Genomic DNA, 233 nt, shown 5'->3' with positions numbered 1-233 from the left:
AGTACGACCAGAAGCTCGGCTACGAGATCCACGCGCCCTCCGGCCCCAACGACCCGAAGGTGCTCGAGATCCGCGAGGCGTACGAGGAGCTCGGCAGCGACCGCCTCGGGTTCACCGCCGACTTCTCCTCGACCATGCACGCGATGTCGCCGACCCTGCTGCGGGCGGTCCGCCGCGCGGGGCTCGACGACGAGGCGGTCACGCGTCTGCAGGAGATCTGGGCGACGGATGCC

1 protein-coding gene is annotated in these 233 nt (G+C 70.4%); it reads left to right on the top strand.

The window, feature by feature from the left end:
• Window positions 1-233 (top strand): hypothetical protein (locus tag ACZ3HG_RS24975; protein ID WP_465335253.1); only part of this gene is annotated, 233 nt, incomplete at both ends.

It is taken from the genome of Erwinia sp. PME.40.26/001 (assembly GCF_055556675.1).
Note: the sequence above shows the minus strand (reverse complement) of the source record. Positions and strands in the feature narration are given on the sequence as shown.